The sequence below is a fragment of the Nostoc sp. genome (assembly GCF_036919895.1).
GTDB lineage: Bacteria > Cyanobacteriota > Cyanobacteriia > Cyanobacteriales > Nostocaceae > Nostoc.
Map to the genome: position 1 here is coordinate 58739 of NZ_JBALBW010000004.1, position 24673 is coordinate 83411.

General features: G+C 42.5%; 13 protein-coding genes. 3 read left to right on the plus strand and 10 right to left on the minus strand.

The window, feature by feature from the left end; genetic code table 11:
* Positions 1–164: 164 nt before the first annotated feature.
* The 3 genes from V7K55_RS00425 to V7K55_RS00435 all read right to left on the minus strand — a co-directional run bounded on the left by V7K55_RS00425 (position 165) and on the right by V7K55_RS00435 (position 2826).
* Positions 165–398, minus strand: coding sequence for a hypothetical protein (locus V7K55_RS00425; RefSeq protein ID WP_334827055.1), 234 nt, complete (start codon positions 396–398; stop codon positions 165–167).
* A 150-nt stretch (positions 399–548) separates the two neighbouring features.
* A complete protein-coding gene (locus tag V7K55_RS00430) occupies positions 549–1367 on the minus strand; it encodes a type 1 glutamine amidotransferase (protein WP_334827057.1) in 819 nt (272 codons plus the stop codon).
* 121 nt (positions 1368–1488) lie between these two features.
* Positions 1489–2826: a Mur ligase family protein gene (locus V7K55_RS00435; RefSeq protein ID WP_334827059.1), complete on the minus strand. Its 1338-nt coding sequence runs from the start codon at positions 2824–2826 to the stop codon at positions 1489–1491.
* Positions 2827–3148: 322 nt separating this feature from the next.
* On the opposite strand from V7K55_RS00435, the gene V7K55_RS00440 reads away from it, so the two are divergent.
* Together V7K55_RS00440 and V7K55_RS00445 are read left to right on the plus strand one after the other, a co-directional pair.
* Positions 3149–3736: a thylakoid membrane photosystem I accumulation factor gene (locus V7K55_RS00440; RefSeq protein ID WP_334827061.1), complete on the plus strand. Its 588-nt coding sequence runs from the start codon at positions 3149–3151 to the stop codon at positions 3734–3736.
* A gap of 197 nt (positions 3737–3933) precedes the next feature.
* Positions 3934–4542, plus strand: coding sequence for a hypothetical protein (locus tag V7K55_RS00445; RefSeq protein ID WP_334827063.1), 609 nt, complete (start codon positions 3934–3936; stop codon positions 4540–4542).
* Between the two features lie 4 nt (positions 4543–4546).
* Here V7K55_RS00445 and V7K55_RS00450 read toward each other — a convergent pair whose 3' ends face one another.
* The 7 genes from V7K55_RS00450 to xseB form a co-directional block, all read right to left on the minus strand.
* Positions 4547–9601, minus strand: a complete 5055-nt coding sequence (locus V7K55_RS00450) for a PAS domain S-box protein (protein ID WP_334827065.1) — start codon at positions 9599–9601, stop codon at positions 4547–4549.
* Positions 9602–9951: 350 nt separating this feature from the next.
* On the minus strand, positions 9952–10098 hold the full coding sequence (locus V7K55_RS00455) for a hypothetical protein (protein ID WP_334827067.1): 147 nt from the start codon (positions 10096–10098) through the stop codon (positions 9952–9954).
* A gap of 90 nt (positions 10099–10188) precedes the next feature.
* On the minus strand, positions 10189–11358 hold the full coding sequence (bioF, locus tag V7K55_RS00460) for an 8-amino-7-oxononanoate synthase (protein WP_334827069.1): 1170 nt from the start codon (positions 11356–11358) through the stop codon (positions 10189–10191).
* 57 nt (positions 11359–11415) lie between these two features.
* Complete coding sequence (gene ruvA, locus V7K55_RS00465) at positions 11416–12048, minus strand: Holliday junction branch migration protein RuvA (protein ID WP_069069384.1); 633 nt, start codon at positions 12046–12048, stop codon at positions 11416–11418.
* Positions 12048–12806, minus strand: a complete 759-nt coding sequence (locus V7K55_RS00470; protein WP_334827071.1) for a sucrose-phosphate phosphatase — start codon at positions 12804–12806, stop codon at positions 12048–12050. Before V7K55_RS00470 ends, ruvA begins: the two co-directional genes overlap by 1 nt.
* A gap of 650 nt (positions 12807–13456) precedes the next feature.
* Positions 13457–16978, minus strand: coding sequence for a leucine-rich repeat domain-containing protein (locus V7K55_RS00475; protein ID WP_334827073.1), 3522 nt, complete (start codon positions 16976–16978; stop codon positions 13457–13459).
* A 251-nt stretch (positions 16979–17229) separates the two neighbouring features.
* Entirely contained in the window at positions 17230–17391 is a 162-nt protein-coding gene (gene xseB, locus V7K55_RS00480) for an exodeoxyribonuclease VII small subunit (RefSeq protein WP_334827154.1), read from the minus strand.
* A gap of 356 nt (positions 17392–17747) precedes the next feature.
* On the opposite strand from xseB, the gene V7K55_RS00485 reads away from it, so the two are divergent.
* On the plus strand, positions 17748–24413 hold the full coding sequence (locus tag V7K55_RS00485; protein WP_334827075.1) for an ATP-binding sensor histidine kinase: 6666 nt from the start codon (positions 17748–17750) through the stop codon (positions 24411–24413).
* The last annotated feature ends 260 nt before the right edge of the window (positions 24414–24673 follow it).

Sequence of the window (24673 nt, forward strand, 5' to 3'; positions counted from 1 at the left end):
CCTAGTAGACTAACATTCTCTGGGGGTTTTTTATTTTAAAAAATAATTAGCCTTTGTCCAAATTTATCCGGAATAAGGAGTTCAACCTGAGAACAGTTAATTGGTAGATGCACCCTGATAACTAACTCCCCTGGAAGACTAACACTCTCTGGGGGTTTTTTATTTTAAAAAATAATTAGCCTTTGTCCAAATTTATCCGGAATGTGGTGTTCAACCTGAGAACAGTTAATTGGTAGATGCACCCTGATAACTAACTCCCCTGGAAGACTAACATCCTCTGGGGGTTTTTTTTGGCTAAAGTTCAATAGCACTTCCTGCTCGCTCAATCCCTGAATCGCTTTCTTTTTATTGTGAGCTAGAGATGCCACACCAAAATGATTGCTATGATATTTAATCATATTCTTTATTTTTTTTCTATATTTTGGTGTTTTACCAATAAAGGCAGGAGGGAAACTGCCCTTTGTCTCCTAGCACGACCAAACGAGCCTTGGGTTTAAAACCCACTCCAAATCTCTGATTTGGTGTCCTACCCCCTGCTTCCTTCAAGGTTAAGCTCTTGCGGCAGCAACATTTGGTAAACTGACTTTCAACCGCTTAAACATCGCTTCTCGTGCTTGTACAGCAAGATTATCATCTAAGGGCTGCAATGCGATCGCTTCCCCGGACTTGAGCCGTAGTGCTGTTTGAATTAACCAATCGGCGACAAAAGGATTTTTCGGTAACAAAGGGCCGTGAGAATAAGTAGCGATCGCATTCTGATAAAATGCTCCCTCAGTTCCATCCTCTCCATTATTTCCCAAACCGTACACTACGCGCCCTAAAGCTTCCACTTTCCCCAACTTGGTACGTCCGCCGTGATTTTCAAAGCCTACCAAATATGGTGTGCTACCCGTCATCTCTTTTAAATCTTGCGCTAGACGTGAGGCTGTCACTTCAATTACCAAGTTTCCAATACAGCGCTTAGTATTTTCACCAGGATGGACGGAAACTAAATCGAGTATTCCTAAACCTTCAATTCGTTGTCCTAAGCCTGGTTCGTAATAATGTCCTAGTAGTTGCGGTGAACCACAAGTAAATACCCCTGGTGTACCATTTTCGATTTTTTCGCGCATTGCATCAGCTTTCGCACCTTGCAAATCACGCATGACAATTTCTTGCTGACGATCTTGTGCGCCACCACCAACTATGACATCTACAGTTTTAATATCTGCGGCTGTACTATTTTGATCTAGGGGTAAGATTTTAACGTCGTATCCCCGCCATTGAGCGCGACGTTCTATAGTAATTACATTACCGCGATCGCCATAAGTACTCATCAACGTCGGATAAAGCCAACCTATTGTTAATTCCAAATTTTGAGAACTCATATTTTTGGGGAATTGGGAATGGGGAATTGGGGACTGGGGACTGGGGACTGGGGATTGGGAATTGGGGACTGGGGATTGGGAAAACATCGTTACCCAATGACAAATGACAAATTTAAAGAATTTAAAGAATTTTCCGACCAGTCAGAACTTCTCGCACTTCTAGCATGGCTGAGTAGGTAGGTAGAATATGTAGAGTTTCATTCTCTGGTGTATGCTCTAATGCAGTTGCGATCGCTTGTCGCAAATCTTCTTCTACAATTAAATTTATGCTACTCTCAGGGGACTTTTGGCTGTAACGTAGACGTAGTGCTAGATCGTAGACGCGATCGCCACTCACTACTAAAGTCCCGCCGCGTTCGACTAATTTCTCGGTATCCACGTCCCAAATCCAGGATACATCAGTGCCATCGGGTGTGCGATCGTTCAGTACCAGTAGTGTGGTTTTATCTGTGCTTTGAGTTACTACGCGAATGGTTTCATTCGTTCCTACTGGGTTTTTTGATAACAATATCCGCACTCGTTTACCGTTAATTACTAAATCTTCCGCCCGGCCAAAGGCAGCTTGGAAGTTATTAATAGTATCTCTAATTGTTGCTTCATCAACTCCTAACTCAATAGCCGCAGTTGCAGCCGCTAAAGTATTATATTTGTTGTACAAACCAACCAGAATTTGCGACCATTCACTACTTTCTAGAGTTGGTTTACTTTTAGTAAAACCACACTTTGGACAAGTAAAATCTCCCAAATGGGACAAGTAAACACCCTTGTAATCTAGAGAATGTCCGCATTTTGGACAATAGATAGAATCGACAGCGTGAGGAATAGCTTCGAGATAATTTGCTGGTTCATTTAAGCCAAAGAATAACACCCGTTGCGGTAACTGCTGACCAAGGTTAGATAGAGTTGGGTCATCAGCATTGGGAATTACTACCGTTTCTACGGGTAGGGTAGAAATAACTTTTGTCCAACGTTTACTAATTGTATCTACTTCGCCGTACCGATCGAGTTGGTCGCGGAACAAGTTTAAACAGAGAATGATTCGCGGCTGGAGTGGCTTTAATACTCTTGGGACAATATTTTCATCAACTTCTAAAATGGCGTAATCAGTATTTAGCGTACCTAGTAAGTTGGTGCTTTCTAACAGCGCTGTCATCAAGCCATTTTCTAGATTTGCACCTGTAGAATTATGAGTAACGCGATAGCCCTTGCGTTCTAGGATTGTACATAAAAGCAGTGCTGTAGTGGTTTTGCCGTTAGTACCAGCAATTAAAATCACTCCGTTTTTAACTTGCTGACTCAATAATTCTAAAATTCGAGGTTCAATGCGACGAGCAATCGAGCCTGGTAATACACTAGCAGCACCCAGACGGAGCGATCGCACTATAAACGTCACACTTTTTGCCACTGACACCGCGAAACCCAATCGCAGCCTATCTATGAATTGAATTTTGTTTCCCACATCTGTACCCTAGTCTTCTGGCGTTGCTAATTGAAAGTATTTAATTGCAAATTTAATATGCGTGAGTTTAGCGAATCCTAGCTGAAAAAGCCAGCCTCTTAATTTTGAGGCAGGGGGCAGGGGAGGCAGGGGAAGCAGGGGAGAATTAAAATCTCGTTCATCCATATCGGAACTCCGTTCAACTCTATCATCCACTTACGAGAGATAATCTCAGTAGGCGTTATCTTAAAAATATATTGTCTGGGCGTAATTACATATCCAGCCCAGTTTGCCGAATTCAGCACAAACTCACGACAAGTAGTAGCTTGCAAGGTTCCTTTTGATGAATAGCACAAAGTTTCTTTTTTTACATAAACAAATTACTGGCTGGCAAAGGTGGTTGTCTAAATGCCTGTTGTTGCTTGCAAGTCTTTTCATTATAAGTACGCAACCTGCTTATGCTGGTCTCGATAATGATTTATATGATGGCAACATTTTCGTTGTTTATGCTGGTAATGGTTCATTAGTTCCTCCCAGACAGACACTAGCACAGACTTTAGCGGAACATAAACCCGTATTTTTGGCTTTTTATTTGGATGACAGCAGCGATTCTAAAAGATATGCCATTTCTATCTCACGGGTACAGGAATTCTACGGTCAAGTGGCAGAGATTATGCCTATCAATGTAGATACTATCCCATCTAAAAAAACCTACAACCCTACAGAACCAGGATATTACTATTCTGGGAGTGTTCCTCAAGTTGTGGTGTTTAATAAAGCAGGTGAGGTAGTTTTAAATAAAAAAGGTCAAGTACCTTATGAAGAAATAGACGACCAATTTCGCAAAATCTTTGATTTATTACCACGCACCGAAACAGCACAGTTAAAGCGACGAGCTTTTAATGAGTTCAGTAGTGAGTTAGCTAGATAACTTATGGGGTAGACCAAATTGGTCTGCCCTAATTTTTCGTGCTATCTGTTACTACATTTCTGCCGATGCCAAAGCATAATATGGAAATATCTGTGTTTACAGATTAGAAAGTTAATCGATAGTCTCTAGTCCTTGACTAATGACTAATGACTAATGACCAATGACCAATGACCAATGACTAACTAGAGTGGATTCTGATGTCAAAGGTTTACACCACTCAGGAGTTAATTCAAGTTTTGGCAGCCGAACGCCAAGCTTGCCTCAATGGAAAACGCCTAAAGTTAGAGATAACAGCCTCTGGTAATCCCGTAATTGACCAGTTTATTAGAACTGATGGGCTGCAACAATTCACAGCTTATCAAGATTTCAAAGCTGCGATTCACGATTATCAAAAAGAAAATCAAGTTTCAGGTATTATCTGGCGGGAGATGACAGTTAAAGCTAAAAAGTTGAACTATCCCGAAGTAAATACTGATTTAATAGCCCTCCCTAGTGACTTAGAGATATTAAAATCTGCTAAAAATCCCATTGTAGAATTTTGGTATGAAGTCTCGATGGAGATGGATTTATACTTGAGTTTCAATAATAGTAAACAATACCAGCAAATTCTTACATCTGATGTAGAAAGAATTGTTCAAAGAACAGAATGGGCAAGTTTATGTAAGTGGGAAAATTCTAACTTTTTGGAAATGATTTTGCAGCTAGGATGGGGTAAACCAGAAGAAGCTTACTATAAACGAGGAAGACCGGGATCGGGTAGTGAATATATCCATGCAGTTAATCCTGGGAATTGCCCTATTGGATAATTCGTCATTCAGAATTACGAATTATTTTGTCGATTGCTGTCGCTAATTCACTTGGATCTACGGGTTTAGGTAGGTGTTTTTGAAATCCTGCTGCCATTGCTTGGTTGTAATTAATTTCTCCAGCATAAGCTGTCAGTGCGATCGCGGGAATTTGTCCACCTTGCTCTGGTGGTAATTTTCTCACCTCGCGCAACAACATATAACCATCCATTAAGGGCATTCCAATGTCGCTTAGTAGGATATCTGGTTTTGATTGGGCTAATGTTTCCAGGGCTTCGGCTGCTGATTCAACTGCGGTTACAGTCGCGCCATATTGTTCTAGTGCAAAGCTAAAAAATTCTCGCACATCAGCTTGATCGTCTACAAGCAGGATTTGCACTCCCAAAAGCAATGTGTCGTCAGTACTGAGTTCTGCTTGAGAAGCTTCACCACTACTGACTCGCAACTCAGAATTTTTCAGCAAAGGTAGTCTAACTATAAAAGTTGCCCCTCGCCCTTCTCCCAAACTCTCTGCCTGAACTGTACCACCGTGAAGTTCTACTAGATGGCGGACAATTGCCAGTCCTAATCCCAGTCCACCAAATACTCTGGTTGTCTTGGCATCCGCTTGGCGGAAGTAATCAAAGACGTAGGGCAAAAATTCCGGGATGATTCCTTTACCTGTATCAATTACCCGGATTTGAGCATCTAACCCAACTTGATCTAGACGGACTTCTACAAGTCCTTCTGTAGGTGTGAATTTAACGGCATTGGAGAGGAGATTCCACATTACTTGTTGCAAGCGATCGCTATCGCCAAGAACTTTACCGATATCATTACTTAACACCGTTTTAATTTGAATTGATTTGGCTTCTGCTGCTAAACGCACCGTTTCTAGTGCAGATGCGATCGCTATTTTCAAATCCACTGCATAAAGATTTAACCTCACCTTACCTTGTAAAATCCGCGAAACATCAAGTAAATCTCCAATGAGTTGGGTTTGTAATTTGGCATTCCGCTCGATTGTTTCCAATGCCCGAATTTTCGTGGCTTCGTCGAAGTTGCGAGTTCTGAGTAACTTTGCCCACCCTAAAATCGGATTCAAGGGAGTTCGCAGTTCATGGGAAAGGACAGCAAGAAATTCGTCCTTAATGCGGTTGGCTGTCTCAGCTTGGGCCCTAGCAGTCTTTTCAGCTTCGTAAAGTTGAGCGCGAGCGATCGCTTGTGCACACTGCTGTCCCAGTGTCAACATAAATCCCCGGTCTTCTTCGTTAAATATTTGTCCAGTGGTAAAGCTTAATCCTAAAGCTCCAATTACTTTACCTTCTGCTACCAAGGGAATGGAAGCCCAGGCATTATTCCCCATAACAGTCACAACATCTGCTAAGTCGGGATATCTAGCAATCATGGCTGCTAAATTTTCTAAAAAAATCGGCTGCCCAGTTCTGACTGTTTCTGCTATTTGGTTAGGGGCTGTGATGGGGAAAGTTGTCCAAGTATTTACGAGCGTTTGGGGATAGCCAATTGCTTGCACAACTTTTAGGGTAGTATTTCCTTCAGTAAGTAAGACAACGGAACCACCAGTAGCTTCCAAGGCGGCAATCCCTTGGTTCACCACTACATCGGCTACCTGTTGGGGAGTTAAGGCTTCCGAGAAGGCAGCAGTTATTCTTTGTAAAAGGATGGTGCGATTGACAGACCTTTCAGCAGCCTGTTTTGCTTGTTGAGTTTCTTGGTAAAGTCTGGCGTTATCGATGGCTATGGCCGCTCGACGAGCAATATCTTCTGCTAAAGCCAAGTCTGTTTTTTGGTAGTAACGACCTGACTCGGCTGTGAAAAAAGAGATTGCTCCAAATAATTGCCCGCGAGAACGAACTGGAATCACCATTAGAGAACGAATACCCAGGCTTTGCAGCAATTGCAGATGTTCGTTGTCTTCAGACATCTCTAGAAGATGAGAGTCAGATAATTCGGGATAAAAGACAGATATTCCTAGCCTTAGCTGCCGTACAAGCTGTTTGGCTCTGGTTTGGGGTCGATAACGCTGGCGAATTTCGTCTAAAATACTTAGTTTGGTGGCATCGGCAATTGCGATCGCAATTTGTTTACTTGACCAATCTTCCTGGAAGACATCTACAATACACCAATCAGCCAAGGTAGGAACTGCTAGATTAGCCACACTTTCCAAGGCGATTTCATAATCCAACGAGGCGGCTAATAAAGTGCTGGCTTCAACTAAAAACTGTTGTGTTGTTTCAACTCGTTTGCGATCGCTAATATCCTCAATAATGCCTAATGCATACTTTGGTTGTCCGTTGGTATCCCAAACTGCTGACGAAGTTAAGTTTACCCAAACTATAGAACCATCTTTGCGAATATAGCGCTTCTCTAAGGAATAACCACTAATCTCTTCTGCCAAAACTCGCAGAGCATTTTCCCCATCAGTTGCTAAGTCGTCAGGGTGAGTAATTTCTCGGAAGTTCATTTGCATTAATTCTTCATGGCTATACCCAGTAATCTCACAAAAGGCAGGATTTACCTGAATAAATTGCCCATCTAACGCTACCAGAGTAATACCCACAGTTGCTTGGTTGAACATTGCCCGAAACCTTTCTTCGCTTTCCCGCAACGCTACTTCTGTTTGCTTTGCTAATGTCACATCTGCCAAAATAATTCCAATTCCTACCGTTTCACCCATTGCGTTGTTGACTGGGTAATAGTTACCGAGCCAGTAGCCGTAACGTCTAGGTTGTTCCCTTGTATCACCACTGATTTCTACATTCAGCAGGGGTTCTCCTGTATCCAAAACGTGCTGTAACCTTGGCTCCAACTCAGCCGCCATTGCTGGCAACACTTCCCCAAATTTCTGTCCTAAATGTTCTTCTATAGTCAAACCGTTAATGTCAGCAAAAACTTGATTAATTCGGATATATCGCAGTTCCCGATCCAAAAAGCATACAGCAACAGGAGCGGCTTCTAGCAGCGCATCTAGAAGAGATAGAGACTCGGCATAATGGACTAAAGCTTGCTGGATATCTCGATAAAGTCGAGCATTTTCCACTGCTAAGGCTGCACGATGGCTAATATCTGTTGCTAAAGTTAAGTCAGTGCGATTGTAGCGACGGTTTGATTGCGTGCTGATAAAGCTGATAGTGCCGAGGACTCGCCCTTGTGCGATTAACGGCACTATCATCACAGACTTCATGCCCAATTGCCGGACAAGTTCTAAGTGTTCCTGATTCTGAGTTGTCGCTACTAATAGCGAGTCAGATATCTCTGAGATTAATTCGCTTTGCCCGGTTTGTAGGACTCTAGTAATTGCACTTGCACTCCTGTAATCCATAGCATACTCCTGAAGTTGACGCGCTAACTTCGTTTTGGATGGGTCTGCATGGGCAATGGGTAAGCGGCGAATGGAACCATCTTCATTTAAAATATCAACGCTACACCAATCAGCTAGCTTAGGAACTGATATTTTGGAAATTTGTTCTAAGGTTTCTTCGTAATCTAGCGAAGTAGAGAGGACACTACTAATTTGGGCGATATAGTGCAGTCTTTCTTCAGCCTGCTTGCGCTCTGTAATATCGAGAACAAAAAAAGCTCCTCTATCTACAGTCCCTTCAAAATGGCTACCACCTGCCAAAATCGGCAACCGTGAGCCGTCTTTACGGATATATTCTTTTTGATATGGTGGGCAAAAGAAACTATCTTGAAATTGAGTTAGTGCTTCCTTATCGAGTGACACATCCTCTGTAGGAGTTAAGTCTTGCCAGCTAAGTGTTCCAGCAAGTAATTCTGCACGGGTATAACCCAGCATATTGAGCAGGGCATCGTTCGCTTCTGTAATCCTACCGTCTCTATCCCAAAAGCCAATACCAATCATATTTGACTCAACTACGCTGCGAAACTTTGCTTCGCTTTCCCGCAAGGCTTTCTCAGTTTGTTTGAGTTGAGTAATATTAACAAAACTAGTGCCCACTCCTAACAATTGACCATCCGGTAAACACACTGGATAATAGCTAACAAGAGCATAACGATACACCCCAGGCGGATAGGTTTCACCATTGACTTCCTGATTAAGTAAGGGCTGCCTGGTTTGCATCACTTGCTCAAAAACAGGCTCAATTTGTGCTGCCCATTCCGGTAATACTTCCCGAAAGGTGCGGCCAATATGTTGAGTTTGGGGTATACCGTTGATGGCAGCTAGTGCTTCATTAGCATAAATATAGCGAAGTTCTGTATTGAGAAAAGCCAGTGCCACTGGTGAACTGGTAAGGCAAGCATTGAGTAATGCCAGAGATTCATCTTTTTGCTGAACGGCTTGCTGAAGTTCCTGATGTAACCTGGCTTTTTCTAGTTCTGTCTGCTTGCGCTCTGTAATATTCACAGCCGCACAAGTAATACCATGAATACTATTGTCTGGGTCTTTCAGTGGTTCAACCAGCAAATCATAGTAACGATCTTCTCCACAGGTTGTTACATAAACCTCTTCACGGGTTGAAACACCAGTCTCTATTACCTTCAGCTTAATTGCCTTCAATTGCTTTGCTACTACGGCTGAAAACAATTCATCATCAGACTTACCTAACATTTCCTCAGCAGTATTTAGACCTTGAGGATTATGAATCCACTGATATCGCAGATCTCGATCCTGTTGAAAGACTATGATATCCGAACTGCTTAACGCTAATCGAAATCGCTCTTCACTAACTCTTAGCTGTTGTAGATTTCTATCAGCCTGTCTTTTAGCAGTCTTTAATGCCTCACATCCGATACTAAAGAGTAATCCTTGTAATGCAAATAACCCAATTCGCACAGAATTAGATAGGTCAAAACTCAGATCGTAAGCTGGTGGGAGAAAAAAGTAATTGCTGACTAGCGCAGATAAGGAGGTTGCCAATAGCCCTGATTTCAAACCGCCATACCAAGCACTCACCACTACAGCGCTAAAAAACAGCAGGAAAGGAGTTCTACTCATGCTTAACCAGGGGTCTAGTATCAGCATTAGTACTAGTGCGATTATGATAATTAGTACAGTGACACTATAACGTAGTAAGTGAGAAGAATGAATATGAGGCATGAAAATGTTTTGGAACAACCAATACTTATTGCAAAGGCTCTATACAGCCTAAGCTAGTTTGCAAATTTTAGTAATTTATCTCCAGATAGATTTTTACTTAGTTGATAAAACTCCTTTTGTTAGAAGTTAATTACTCGATAATATAGTATTGAAAATAAATAATTTACCATTAATATTCTATATTTATATCCATAGCGTTGGTTTGCCAATCTATATAAATAATAAGTAGGGCGGTGTAATTAAACATAACTAGCTATGGCTGTCATTTGTCCTTTGTCATTTCTTATTAGTAAAGGTTTCAAGCATATTTACGTTTTGTAAGATAGTTTGGTTTATTTCCATCGACTTACTTACTCAATTCCAAAATCTGAAATTTCAAAGTATTTTATCTTACTTTTGCTGCCACACAACGCCCCGTTAGTTAGTTCGGCATCAACAGAACTATAGCGGTTCCCATTCAGATGCGGTACAAGATTAATCGCAAAGTGTAAGGGCACGGCACTGCCGTGCCCCTACGGGTGTACCTTACTCAACCCGCTATATATTCAATTAATCCCCCACCCTAGTGTCATCTATTTAACATTAAATTAGCTGTAATTAACATCTTTCAGGACTGCTACCAATTTTTCAATATGTGCTACTTCATGAGTTGCCATCACGGATATTCTGATCCGACTTGTGGGCACTGTGGGGGGACGAATTGCTGGGGCAAAAATGCCAGCATCTCTTAGCTGTTTTCCAGCTTTGAGGGCATCTGTGGCATTAGGCAATTGAAAACATAATATGGGTGATTCAGAAGGCAGTAATTTTAAGTTAGGTAACTGTTGCAGCAAAGTTTTCAAGTAATGTATATTTCCCCACAATTGGGCACGGCGTTGCGGTTCTTGTTGCACGATCTTGATTGCTGCTAAGGCTGCTGCTGTATCAGCAGGTGAAAGCCCAGTGGTATAAATCCAACTGGGTGCGCGGTTCCGCAAAAAGTCAATTAAGGCGGTACTTCCTGCTACATACCCGCCTAAACTACCTAAAGCTTTACTCAAAGTGCCAACTTGAATTAATTGCTTTCCTGTACACCCAAAATGCTCAACACACCCAGCGCCAGTTTTTCCGAGTACGCCGGTAGCATGAGCTTCATCGACTAGCAGCATACAGTTAAATTCATCAGCGATCGCCAATAGTGCAGTCATTGGACATAAATCGCCATCCATACTGAAGACGCTATCAGTAAGAATCAAACAGCGTCGGTAATTTTGCCGCTGTTGACTCAACTGAGTTTTTAGGACTTCCATATCACAGTGCGGGTATTCCACAAATGCTGCACCGCTGAGAATCGCTCCATTTTTCAGACTGGAATGATTGTATTGGTCAGAGAAAATTAGATCGCGCTTGGCCACAAGGGCGGTAATTGCACCCAAATTAGCTAGATACCCGGAACTAAATACCAAAGCATCTTCTGTTTGTTTGGTAGATGCGATCGCTTCCTCTAACTCCCTGTGTAATTCTCGATGCCCACTGAGTAATCTAGAACCAGTACTACCAGTCCCAAATTTTGCGATCGCAGCCGTCGCCGCTGCCATCAACCTCTCATCTCCAGCTAATCCCAAATAGTCATTGCTGGCAAAATTAATTACCTCTTGCCCAGCTAAAACCACCGTTGCACCCGGACGACCATTGATAGGTTGTACCGAACGATACCAGTCCGCCCGATGAATTGTTGCTAAGGACTGTTTTAGCCAGGCATAAGGATCGGTTGGCATAGAGGCAGGGGGAGAATAAGAAATAACTAATAACTAATGACCAATGACAAATGACAATTAAACTTGTTCGCTGCTGAGATGAGCGATCGCTTGTTTAATCCAATCTTCCACATAAGCATCTTTGGGTAGTCCGATGTCTTCGCTGACCACATGCAGGGCGTGACTGACCTCATGGGCAGTATATCCTAAAGCGAAGAGGGTCATTTGTACCTCTTCGAGAATTCCTGGTGCTGGCCCGCCTGTGGCGACGAAGAACCCGGCTGATTTGCGCCACTCGACTAATTTGCTTTTCAGTTCCAAACAGATGCGCTCTGCGATTTTTTTACCGACACCTGGAGCCTGAATTAAGATTTGTGTATTGCCAGCGATAATTGCTTGGACTAAATCTGGTAGTTCCAGAGTGTCCAAGAGGGCGATCGCTAAAGCTGCACCAATCCCTGTGACAGTCAGCAAGTGGCGAAATAAATCGCGTTCGGATGGCGAAGCAAAGCCATATAAAAACGGCACTTCTTCGCGAATTTGCAAATGGGTAAAAATTTGCGCCACTCCTCCCGACTCTGGTAACTGGTTTGCTAGGCGTTGGGGAACTTGCAAATCATACCCCAAGCCGTTGACTTCCAGAGTCAGAATCACGCGATTAGCGCCAATTGTTTGGATACCAGCGACTATACCTTTTAAATAACTAATCATTACAAGAGACCAAAATAATTTAAGCCTTCAATAATTCCACCTGCACAAAAACATGAAGCCAGGTAGCGGTAGTCAGAGGGATGCTCATTGTGCCATTGGAGTAACTCTTTTCGGGCATTCCCGACAATGATTCCCCGTTCGTTGCCTAGAGCAAATAAAGCAATATCATTACCCGAATCACCACAGACAACTGTTTGTTCTGCTGCAAATTTCCACTTTTGGCGTAAAAACTGCATTGCCTGACCTTTATCGCTGCTATAAGGTACAATGTCAAGGTCTATTCCGCTACTGTAGATTAACTTTACATTTAATTTAGATTTCTGCAACTCTGCTTCAAGTTGTGGTAGAACATTTGCAGATGCATCTTGCTCTAGAAAAAAGCTCACTTTGAAGGCACGCTGTTCTGAATCTGGTTGCCGAACTAACTCACGGTATTTTCGGGTAATAGATAATACAGTTTCCCGTTCCCATCCCGGAGAGAGGATTTCTGACCAATCTGAGTCTGGAGTATCAGTACCATCAAGGTAAATTTCTGTACCTACAGAAAGGACGAGGGCATCTGGTTCTAAGAGATTTTTTTGAGCTTTGAGTTCTTTGTAAAGTACAGGCGATCGCCCGGTAGAATAAACAATTTTAGTGCCGTATTCTTGGCGATGTCTCTTCAGCAGTTGATTTAGTTCTGGTAAAGCGCTGTCATCCCCCACGGTGCGATATACGAGGGTGTCATCTAAGTCAGTTACAAAAAGAAATTTAGCCATAACCACCTCTTTTGTTAGTTTTACCATCAAAAAGTTTATGTCCTTTTTGCACTTATCTAGCAACGCCCCACAACTGCTCATCATATTGATCTGCTCAGTTCTTGCGCTGTAATGCGTCCAATGAAACACGAAAAAGCTCATTTACCTGAAAATAGCTGTAATTGGCTTGTAGTAAGGACTTCAGCTTTTACTACAAACCTTTAATTATTCACGCCTACTTACTTAGTAGGTTGGTTGTATTATTTCGGGGAACCCATTTGTTATTTCGGGGAACTCATTTGTTATTTCGGAGAACCCATTTGTTATTTTGGGGAACCCATTTGTTATTTCGGAGAACCCATTTGTTATTTCGGAGAACCCATTTGTTATTTCGGAGAACCCATTTGTTATTTCGGAGAACCCATTTGTTATTTTGGGGAACCCATTTGTTATTTCGGAGAACCCATTTGTTATTTCGGAGAACCCATTTGTTATTTCGGAGAACCCATTTGTTATTTCGGCGATCGCTAGTTCAATTCTCATCAAATCAAAGGCGGGCATCATTTCAAGCTATGCGAGCGCCTAAAAGTTATCGATGAATAGCGATCGCTTATTTGTTCTTTAATTGTTGTAAAGCTTGAATTTGCGATCGCCCCTAGAGTGAGCAAAGTCTATTTACCAGAGGGAAGCTTTAGTTCTATGCCTAATTTGCTCCCTATTTCCAGAATATTCTTTGTAAAATCTGTCATACTTGCGATCGGGGCAGCGACTAGAGTAGCAGCAGCTAGTAAAGCTACTAGACGCTTTTTGAGTTTGGGTAAATTGCGTTCTTTTTCTGGCTTTTGAATTTCTACTTCTACATCATCAATATCGATGATAATGTCGTCGTGGGTTTCTGGCGGAAATTGGGCAGCACTTTGGCGTAAGTTGCCGATCAGTTGCATTAGTTCTGCTACGCTTGCGCCGCTTGTTTGGTTGAAGTTAGAGGCTTGCTGACTGGCGTTGTCTTTGACTTGGTTGGCAAGGTTGGCGATGTTTGCGCCTTGAAGGTTGTTTGTGAATTGAGGATTTTCTGACATAGCATTTGCCTCGGCTTTATTGTTATTATTAATTTTAATTTCTCTGCTGACAGCTAGTTTAGCAATATCTCGCATATCTTCATAAGCAGTCCTATCATCTAAATCATTATCTGTTTTTTGTGATTTTCGACGCGATTCTACTGATTCATAGCCATCTAAAAGTTGACGCAAATCGAGTTTTAATTTTAGTTTGCCAATGGTGATTGTACTTTCACCCATTGATTCTTGTCCGAGTAGTTCTTGGTAGTCAAGGGGTGGATGTTTGGGATGGTTGGGGACGGGAACCCATTCGGTGATTTCGAGATTGGGGAGACTTTTGTGGATTTTTTGGAAGACATCGCGGAGGATGCCAAGAAATAAGCGGCGGGTTTCTTGGCGTTCGCTAATAGTGATAAAGATTTTTTTGTCTTCGGGATCGGCTTTGATTCGAGCGATGTTGTAGATTTCGTTGTTTTCTTGATATTGCAGCATTACGCCACTGCGCCAATAGATTTGCTTATGAATTTTTTCGTGGGTGTTGACGATGAAGCGGGAGATGATGCTTTCGGGGAGAACTTTGTAATGGTATTGAAATTCAAGGGTTTCGCCTTCTAGTTCTGTTTCGTCTGGTTGGTCTTTGGGCAAAAGTCCTGCAATCAGAAATTGTGGTGGGTTACAATCTAATGCAAAGCAAAGCTCAAATTCTTTCATCAGCCCGATCAGATAGTGGTGGCGCTCGGTGGGGTAACGCTCTGGATTGAGGATGCCGGTGAGATCGGCGGGGGTGAAAATGCCTTTAGTTTTAGTTTTGAGGTTTTCATCGCTTAGGAGCGCGTAAATGCCTTCTGTAACCCAGTTGGGTTTGAGGACGTTAGTATCTTTGAGGATGGGATGATCGCGGAAGTTGAGAACTAAACCGAGTCGATGGAGGAGATCAATAAGTTGATCTTGGTTTTGTTCTTCAGAAATCTTGTTTTCGTGGCAGATACCGATGTAGCGGTTGTAGCTGATGAAGTCTTGGGGCATGGATTCGAGTTGTTGTTTAACCTCAAACCATGTCAGGGGTAAAAGGTCGTAGACTTCTTTGAGGTTGCCAACTTGCTGCAAAATTGCGGTGCGAAGTTCATCAATGCCGATATTTTCTTGGCATGAGGTTTCAATAATCGCTTGGATGTTAGGATATTTTTCGCGTAATGCCTTGCGGTTGATGTCGAGAGGTTGTTCGTCTTTTTTGTTGCCAACGATAATCACGGGGGACTGTCCGCCGAAGCTTTCGATTAGTTTCAGCCAATATTCGATGCGGTTTTCTTCTTCGCTAGTGCGACAATTACAAACTAGTAGATAGAGGCTGCGCTTAGTCAGAAAAAACTGATGGGTGGCATGATAAATTTCCTGTCCGCCAAAGTCCCAAACATTGAGGCGAATGTCTTGGCTATTGATCGGCACGTTCCAAGTTTCTACATTGAGTCCGTCGGTTTGGGATTGATTTTTATCATATTTATTGCGGATTAGTCGCTCGATCAGGGATGTTTTACCGACGCTGCCTTGTCCGATGAGCAATAGTTTGGCTTCATTGAGTTGACGCACTTCACCGCTACGGAGTAATTGCAAGTAATTGAAAATGTCTTTAACTGAACCAACTCTATCAAAAGATCCTAAAATCTCTGGTGAAATATGAAGCGGATTTCCCCGTAAATCTAGTGTTTCCAATTTCGGCAAACTTTCGATCGCCTCTGGAATCTGGGTTATTTGGTTGCTACGGAGGTCAAGCTGCGTCAGATTGGTTAATTGAGCGATCGCCTCTGGTATCTGGGTTATTTGGTTGCTACGGAGGTCAAGCTGCGTCAGATTGGTTAATTGAGCGATCGCCTCTGGAATCTGGGTTATTTGGTTGCTACGGAGGTCAAGCTGCGTCAGATTGGTTAATTTAGCGATCGCCTCTGGTATCTGGGTTATTTGGTTGTCACTGAGGTCAAGCTGCGTCAGATTGGTTAAATTAGCGATCGCCTCTGGAATCTCGGTTATTTGGTTGTTACTGAGCATAAGCTCCGTCAGATTGGTTAAATTCGCAATCGCCTCTGGAATCTCGATGATTTTGTTGTTATAGAGGTAAAGGGTGGTTAGATTGGTTAATTTAGCGATTGCCTCTGGAATCTCTGTTATTTGGTTGGATCTGAGGTCAAGCTCCGTCAGATTGGTCAATTTAGCGATCGTAGCGATTGCCTCTGGAACCTTGGTTATTTGGTTGTGACGGAGGTAAAGGGTAGTCAGATTGGTTAATTTAGCGATCGCCTCTGGAATCTCAGTTATTTTGTTGTCACTGAGGATAAGCTCCGTCAAGTTGGTTAATTTAGCGATCGCCTCTGGAATCTGGGTTATTTGGTTGGAAATCAGGCCAAGCTTAGTCAGATTGCTTAAATTAGTGATCGCCTCTGGAATCTGGGTTACTTGGTTGCCATAGAGTACAAGCTTAGTCAGATTGGTTAAATTAGCGATCGCCTCTGGAATCTCGCTTATTTGGTTGTTACGGAGGTCAAGCCCAGTCAGATTGGTTAAATTAGCGATTGCCTCTGGAACCTTGGTTATTTGGTTGTGACCGAGGTCAAGCCCAGTCAAATTAGTCAAATTAGTGATCGCCTCTGGAATCTCGCTTATTTGGTTGTCACTGAGGTCAAGCTCCGTCAGATTGGTTAATTTAGCGAGCGCCTCTGGAATCTCACTTATTTTGTTGAAACCCAAGTCAAGCTCCGTCAGATTGGTTAATTTAGCGAGCGCATCAGGTATTTCAGTTAGCTCTACTCGAATTAAGATAAGTTCTTCTAAATATAGTATTTGCGTTACCACATCGGGAATGCTCTCTAAAGGATTGCCACTAATATCCAACTTACGCAAATTAGGCAAACCCAATAGTTCAAGTGGAAGCGTTTTTAAATTGTTGCCTAAAACCTTTTCGAGATAGCGGTTTCCTACTCGTTCATAATCTTCAACCTTCTTTCCCAAAATCAAAGACTCAAGCTGCTGCAACTTACCAATTTCCACAGGTAACTCAGTCAACTCTTGCCCCGACAAGTCTAACTCTTGCCAACCCTCAGCCACGGCGCGATCTATCAGTACCAACAACTCATCCTGCGTCATAATTCCAAGGAGAAGGGTAAAGGGAAAGAAGATTGATGAAGATTATCTTAACTGATTAGCGAAAAATGCTAAATTATCACTTGTTGGCGATGTCTACGACGGGCTACGCCAACGCATATATCTAAATCTGGTTTCTAGCTATCTCTGTTATGATACCCACGATCAACTTTTAGCATTGCTTACAAAACAAGCGATCCATCCCTGACAGGACACCAGGGGGCAATCACGCTATCTAATAAATTTGAATATTTCTACTCATCATTCAAAGTTTCAATTAATAAATCTACTTGCTGCTGTCGCTGCTGCAAAAAACTTTCGCACTGACGCAAATACTCTACAGCCTTAGCAAATTGGTCAAAAACCTCTTCCAATTCCAACTCACCCGCCTCAATGCCAGCGATAATTCCCTCTATTTAAATAACCTTCGCCTCATAATTCCAACCTTCCTCAGAATTAGAAGCACTCTTACGTTTAACCATCAACCTCTCTGTGTTCTCCGCGCCTCTGCGGTTCGTTAATCTTTTATTTCCACAATCAGCGATCGGTATAGCGGTTCCCACTCAGGTGCGGTAAAAAATTATATCGCAAGGTGTAGGGGCACGGCATGCCGTGCCCCCCTACGGGTGTACCTCACGTGAACGAGAACCGCTATAACTTGCAGTTTCTCATACAAGCGATACATCCAAAACGTAAATAATTGCCAAAATTTGTTACACAAGATGTCCTGTAGGGAATTCTAAATTGACTAGAGAAACTCCCCGCAAAAGCTATGAGCGCAAAAGTAGATATAACTGTAACACTGACAGGCTACCAAATTAGAGAGCAACTATACTCAGGTTCGCGCACACTCGTGTATCGAGCCGTCAGAGAAGCAGATAACCAAGCAGTTGTAATCAAGCTTTTAAAACGGGAATATCCCAGCTTCAGCGAACTCATCCAGTTTCGCAACCAATATGCCCTTGCCAAAAACTTAGATATTCCTGGAATTATTCAGCCCTATAGCCTAGAACCCTATAATAATGGCTATGCTTTGGTGATGGAAGATTTTGGTGGCATATCACTACGGCAATTTACTAAAGAACAGCCACAAAACTTAGAGCAATTCCTAATTATAGCCCTACAACTGACAGATATTCTCCACCAGTTACATCAACAACGGGTGATTCATAAAGACATTAAACCCGCTAACATCCTAATTAACCCAGACACCAAGCTGTTAAAGCTGATAGATTTCAGCATCTCCTCCTTATTACCGAGAGAAACCACTGAAATTCAAAATCCTAATGTCCTCGAAGGGACTCTGGCTTATCTGTCACCAGAACAAACGGGACGGATGAATCGGGGGATTGACTATCGCAGTGATTTTTATTCATTGGGAGTAAGTTTTTTTGAGCTACTGACAGGAAAACTGCCTTTTGATTCTCAAGATCCGATGGAGTTAGTGCATTGTCATATTGCAAAACTTCCTCCTAATGTGTGCGATATCAACTCTGAGATCCCTTTGGTTGTGGGAGAAATTATTCACAAGTTAATGGCGAAGAATGCCGAGGATCGCTACCAGAGTGCGTTGGGACTAAAACATGATTTGCATCTGTGCAGAGAACAACTGAAAGAAATCGCTAAGATTGAGCATTTCTCCATTGGAGGGCGAGATATAAGCGATCGCTTTGCAATCCCAGAAAAACTCTATGGCAGGGAGCAAGAAGTTAAAATCTTACTAGAAGGATTCGAGCGAGTTGCCAATGGAGCCTCGGAGTTCATGTTAGTGGCGGGATTCTCCGGCATTGGTAAAACGGCAGTGGTGAATGAAGTACATAAGCCCATTGTCCGGCAACGAGGCTACTTTATCAAAGGCAAATACGACCAGTTCAACCGCAACATTCCCCTCAGTGCCTTTGTCCAAGCCTTCCGTGACTTGATGGGGCAGTTATTAGGCGAAAGTGACAGCCAGTTAAAAGAATGGAAGAAGAAGATTCTGACAGCTTTAGGGGAAAATGCCCAAGTAATTATTGAGGTAATTCCTGAGTTAGAGCAGATTATTGGGCAACAATCCCCAGTGGTGGAACTCTCAGGTAGTGCTTCCCAGAACCGTTTTAATCTGTTGTTCCAAAAATTTATTCAAGTATTCACCACAGTCACACATCCCTTGGTGATGTTTTTGGATGATTTACAGTGGGCAGATTCAGCATCACTGAACTTGATTCAGGTGTTGATTGGCCAGAGAGAAAGCGGCTTTATGTTATTGATTGGTGCATATCGTGATAATGAGGTGTCGCCGGCTCATCCCTTGATATTGACGTTAGAAGAAATCAAGAAAGCTGGCACTACGGTAAATACAATCGCACTATCTCCCTTAAGTCAAGAAAGTTTAAATTTGCTGGTTAAGGATACATTGCAATGTCCAGCTGCGATCGCAGAACCTTTAACCCAGCTAGTCTATCAAAAAACCCAAGGAAATCCATTTTTCAGCACACAGTTTCTCAAGGCACTATATGAAGAGGGAGGCATTGAGTTTGATCCTCAAGTTGGACATTGGCAGTGTGATATTAGTTATGTGCAATCGCTCTCTCTTAGAGATGATGTAGTAGAGTTCATGGCAATGCAGTTAGAGAAGTTGCCAGTTGCCACTCAAAATGTCCTAAAACTCGCAGCGTGTATTGGTAACTCTTTTGATTTAGCAATGCTGGCAATTGTCTCGGAAAAGTCTCAAACTGTAACTGCTACTGACTTATGGAAAGCCCTTCAAGAAGGGTTAGTGATTCCCAGTAATGATATTTACAAGTTTTATCAGTCAAAATCAGACTTGTTGATTGAGGAGAATGGACAGATTCAAGCAGCACTAACTGATGAAAAAGTGATTGTTTTCTATAAGTTTCTGCACGATCGCGTCCAGCAAGCTGCTTATTCGCTGATTCCCGATAATCAAAAGCAACTGATGCACTTAAAAATTGGGCGATTGCTTTTAGGTGTCATGAACGAGACGGAAAAAGAGGAAAAAATCTTTGAGATTGTGAATCAATTAAATAAAGGAGCCGATTTAATTGTCTTAGCAACTGAACGGGAGAGATTAGCAAAGCTAAATCTAGCTGCTGCCCAAAAAGCAAAATCTGCAACTGCTTACGTCGCAGCAATTGAATACGCCACCAAAGGAATAGAACTTCTCACAGCAAGTTGTTGGCAGCAACACTATGATTTGACGTTGGCTCTCTATAATTTAGCCGCCGAATTAACCTGTTTGAGTGGTTACTTTCGGCAAATGGAGCAGATAGTTGATGAGGTAGTGCAAAATGCTCGTCAATTACTAGACAAAGTGAAGGTCTATGAAGTGAGAATTTTGGCTGATGTAGCCCAAAGTAATCAGCCCAAAGCTATTAAAACTGCTCTTTCTATTTTAAAATTATTTGGAATGTCGTTTCCAGAGCAGCCGACTAACGCAGATATTACTGAAAGTTTACAACAAACTCAAGATGTATTAAAAGAAAAACATTTAGAATATTTGTTAGAACTGCCTGAGATGAAAGACCTGAAAGCTTTGGCAGAGATCAGAATTTTAGCGACTGTAACAGCAGCAGTCTATCAAGCGGTTCCAGAATTACTGCCATTAATCGTGTGCAAGCAGGTTAGGTTATCAGTTGCTTATGGGAATGCGGCGGTATCAGCACAGGCTTATGCTTGGTATGGAGTAATTCTGTGTGGTATTGGAGAAATAGATTTAGGCGATCGCATTAGCGAACTGGCAATGGGATTATTATCACGCTTCGAGAGTAGAGAATTTAAAGCCAGTACGATAAACATGGTTTATCCCTTTGTGAAGCCTTGGAAATATCATATTCAAGATTCACTCGCTCCTTTGCTCGACGGATACCATAGCGGTTTGGATATGGGCACTTTAGAATATGCTGCCTACTGTGCCTACAATTATTGTTCGCTGTCCTATTTTCTGGGAAAAGATTTGTCAATCCTAGAACCAGAAATGAAGGTTTACAGTCAGGTATTGGCTCAACTTAAACAGGAAGTTGCTCACAATTATCTCAGAGTTTTTTACCAATCCGTCTTAAATTTCCTGGGAGAGAGTAAGTGTCCTTGGGAAATTAAAGGTGTAGTATATGACGAAGAAATCATGTTGCCCAAGCATCAACAGGCTAACGACCTTTATGCAATGGGAACACTATATATAAATAAACTAATTCTTTGTTACTTCTTCAATGAGTGGGAGCAAGCCATAAAAGTAGCAGTTAATGCCAAACAATATTTGAATGGTGTATCCGGTTGTTTCATGATTCCGGTGTTTCACTTTTACGATTCATTAACTCATCTGGCGATGTTACCCAACGCCCAAGGTAGGGAAGATAATAGTTTGCCCCAAGAAGTTATTGATAATCAAAAGAAGCTGAAAGAATGGTCAAACCATGCACCTAAAAATCATTTACACAAATTTTATTTGGTTGAAGCAGAACAGTATCGGGTGTTGGGGCAGATGTATGAAGCAATGGATTACTACGATCGCGCGATCGCTTCTGCCAAAGCAAATGCATATATTCAAGAAGAAGCACTAAGCAACGAACTAGCAGCCAAATTCTACCTCCAATGGGGCAAACAAAAACTTGCCCAAGCATATATGCAAGAAGCGTATTACTGCTACGCTCATTGGGGAGCTAAAGCCAAAATCACCGATTTAGAACATCGCTATCCTCAGCTTTTGGCTGCAATTGTGCAACAACGGCAACCGTCACTTACACCATCTGATACAATTTTTGCCTCAGCTTTTCATTCTACTGAAACCTCTAGCTCAAGCAGTATTACAGAATCGCTCGATCTGCTAACTGTTCTCAAAGCCTCTCAAACTCTTTCTGGTGAAATTCAATTAGAAAAACTCCTAGCCGCCTTGCTTCGGATAGTGATTGAAAATGCTGGGGCAGAAAAATGCGTGTTAATGCTGCTGTGGGGCAATTCACTACACGATACCACGGGCGAACGCTTGGTGATTAAAGGGACTGTCACCGCTAATACTCAACCCATCGTTCTGCAAAGAACTCCAGTCGAGGAAAGCGAGGATATTCCTCTGAGACTGATTTATCACGTTAAACATTCCTTAAAACCTGTGGTGTTAGCGGATGCGACTACTCATCCAACCTTTGCCAGCGATACTTACATTTTGAACCAACAGCCAAAAAGCATTTTATGTAGTCCGATTCTCTACCGGGGTAAATTCGCAGGTATCCTCTATTTGGAGAATAACTTGACGACAGGGGCATTTACTAGCGATCGCGTCGAGATGCTTAACCTGTTATGTACTCAAGCCGCTATTTCTCTAGAAAATGCTCGGCTCTATGAGCAGTCCCAACAAACACTAGCAGAACTGCGTACCAGTGAAGCCCGCTTCCAGAAGGTGGTTGACAATGTTCCAGGGATGGTATTTAGGTTCTGTCTGGCTACAGATCGCTCTTTCTCAACACCTTACGTTAGTTCGGGTTGCTATGACCTGTATGAGGTCGATCCAAAGGCAGTCATGGCAGGGGTACAGAATATTTCCCTCATGACGCATCCAGACGATCGCTCTAGAGTTGAACGGTTAGTTTTGAATTCTGCTCGAATGTTAACGCCTTTTAGACTGGAGTGGCGAATTGTGACTGCTTCAGGCAAAATCAAATGGATTCAATGTGCATCTAGACCAGAACTGCAAGCCGATGGCTCGGTTGTGTGGGATGGGGTAGTAACTGATATTAGCGATGTCTACGACGAGCTTTGCTTACGCAAACTGGCAGAAGCCGCACTTCAAGAGAAAGAGCAGTTTCTGAGCAGCATCTACAACGGAGCCGAAATGAGCATTTTTGTTGTGGATGTGTCGGAAGATAGTCGCTTCTATTATGCCGGATGGAATGCTCTTTCAGAACGAGCGTCTGGAATTAGTAGTGCTGATGCCGTAGGCAAAACGCCCGATGAAGTGCTTGATCCAGCACAGGCTGAAATTATCCAACAACAGCTTACTGAGTGCGCTAGAACCGAAATGCCCCTTTCTCATGAGCAGTGCCTAACCTTTGATGGGCAGGAAAGCTGGTGGATGATCAATTTCAACCCACTCAAGAATAATGAGGGACGGATTTACCGGATTATTGGCACAAGCTTTGAGATTAGCGATCGCAAACGTGCTGAAGCTGCTCTGCAAACTTCTGAGAAAAATCTCCGCACTATTTTTAATAACGTTAATAATGCCATCCTTGTTCATGACTTGAATGGTGTGGTTTTAAATGCTAACGATTCGGCCTTAAAACTCTATGAACTAGACAAAGAAGAAATTACAGGAATCTCTGTCTTGAAACACTGTTCTGCACCTGATAATCCCTTTCACCTTGCTCCAGACTTTTGGGCAAGGGCATTAACTGGAGAAACCGTTAACTTTGAGTGGAAAAGTAAAAAATTCAGGGATGGTACAGTCTTTGATACTGATATCACACTTACTAAAATTATTCTGGATGGTGAAACGGTAATTCTTGGTAATATCCACGATGTTAGCGAACAGCAAGCTGCACTTCGTGAACGCAAACGCGCTGAAGCTCAATTGAATCAGCGCACAGTAGAACTAGAGCAAACCCTGCAAGAACTCCAGCACGCCCAAATGCAGATGATCCAATCCGAGAAAATGTCAGGATTGGGTCAATTAGTGGCAGGTGTCGCCCATGAAATCAACAACCCAGTCAACTTTATTTTCGGCAATCTTAGCCATGCGAATGAATACACCAAAAATATTCTCAGACTCCTGGAACTTTATCAGAAACATTACCCAACTCCCCATTCTGAGATTGAAGAAGAAAGTGAGGCGATGGACTTGGAGTTTCTGCTAGAAGACTTACCCAAACTTATTTATTCGATGCGAGTTGGAGCAGAACGCATTCAAAAAATTGTTGTCTCTCTACGCACTTTCTCCCGCATGGATGAAGCCGATATGAAAGAAGTCAACATTCATGAGGGTATTGATAGCACACTGATGATTTTGCAACATCGGCTGAAAGCGAAATCTGATTCTCTTGGCATTGAGATTGTCAAAGATTATGGGGAGTTACCGTTAGTCGAGTGCTATGCCGGACAACTCAACCAAGTGTTTATGAATCTTTTGAGCAATGCTATTGATGCCCTAGAAGAAGCAAACACTCAAAACCAACTCTTAAATCCTACCATTACGATTTGCACTGCCCTGGTAGAAAGCAAACAAGTTGCCATTAAAATCACAGATAATGGCCTCGGAATTCCTGCTCATATCAAGCAAAAATTGTTCGATCCATTCTTTACGACAAAACCTGTCGGCAAAGGCACAGGAATGGGACTTTCCATTAGTTATCAGATTGTCGCTGAAAAACACAAAGGCACATTGCAGTGTGTTTCCGAACTGGGGCAGGGAGCTACATTCATTATTATGATTCCAATTTGCCAATCTTGATTTGTGATTTGTCATTTGTCATAAGCTGTCGCGCCTACAAATTGCCTCATAATCTTTTAGGTAAAACCTACCTGTAAACCCTCTCCTCTGCACCTCTGCTCCCCTGCTCCCCTGCTGTCTCAATGTGCAAATTAAAAACACAACAGCTTATCATGTCCGCTTGATTGCTTATTAGACCCGAAGAACCCCACCCCGCCAAAGCTATGCTTTGTCTCCCCTCCCCGCTTGCGGGGAGGGGATTAAGGGGTGGGGTTCTTTTT